The sequence below is a fragment of the Desulfocicer vacuolatum DSM 3385 genome (assembly GCF_900176365.1).
In the GTDB taxonomy this organism is placed as follows: domain Bacteria; phylum Desulfobacterota; class Desulfobacteria; order Desulfobacterales; family Desulfobacteraceae; genus Desulfocicer; species Desulfocicer vacuolatum.
In genome coordinates, this window is record NZ_FWXY01000080.1 from 1 (window position 1) to 1035 (window position 1035).

Genomic DNA, 1035 nt, shown 5'->3' on the forward strand with positions numbered 1-1035 from the left:
GGGCATCCAAAAAAGTCCGTCGGAGGTCATGAGAAGGTGTTGCGGTAAGCACGATTTTTTTTATGTTGAGGCGACAACTTGCTTGACATCTACCGAAAGTGAATCCTGTGTAACGGTCTTCGTTCCATTCAATATGAGTTCATTAATTAGTACCGAAGACAGACTACAATTCTATCATTGGATGCTGGCGAAGACTCTTAAATACCTGCTCCATAAATTAAGAAAGAAAGGGGTCATCGTTTCAGGTCTAATAGCAAATCTTTTAAGTAATGATGAAAATGAAACCGAGAAAGAAATTCAAATCAGCTTGAAAGAAATAGTGAAACTGTTCGAAGCATCTTATAAGGGAAAGTCTGAAATAAACATTTCAGCACTTCCTGATATTGAAGATGTAAAAGAAGCTATACAGGTAATTTGCGATGAGAATTCACTTGATAGAATAGTATTCTTTTTTGATGAAGCTGCTCACGTTTTTAGACCAGAACAACAGCGACAATTTTTTAACCTTTTTAAAGATCTCAGATCTCCCTATATAACTTGTAACGCAGCTATTTATCCTGGAGTTACGCACTTTGGAGATTCCTTCGAGCCAATTCACGATTGTACGTATAAAAGATTAGAGAGAAATATTTCTGATCCTGATTATCTTCAATACTTTAAAGATATAGTCTTTAAACAATCTGACGAAAAACTGCGTTCTGACATGGATCGACAAAGAGAGCTCTTTAACACACTAACCCTTTCATCCGGTGGTAATCCAAGGATGTTGCTGAGAACTCTTCAAAATTTACCCAAACTCAATACATCTAATATCAATTCAGAGATCAAATCATTCTATCGAAACCAAATTTGGGGTGAACACACGGAGCTGGGCGAAAAATACAAAGGCCATAGAGGCGTAATAGATTGGGGGAGAGATTTTCTTGAACGGTCAGTCATTCCTAACCTGGACAAGCCAGAACCAAAAAGGTTTTGTTGAATCACCATTCGCGGTATAATGATTCCCATAACATACAAATGCGAAAGGAGGTCAAT

The 1035-nt window shown here is 37.5% G+C and carries 1 protein-coding gene; it reads left to right on the plus strand.

Annotated elements, in window-relative coordinates; all coding sequences use genetic code 11:
• Positions 1 to 979: hypothetical protein (locus tag B9A32_RS20990; RefSeq protein ID WP_212638058.1), on the plus strand; the 979-nt coding region annotated here is incomplete at its 5' end.
• Positions 980 to 1035 lie beyond the last annotated feature (56 nt).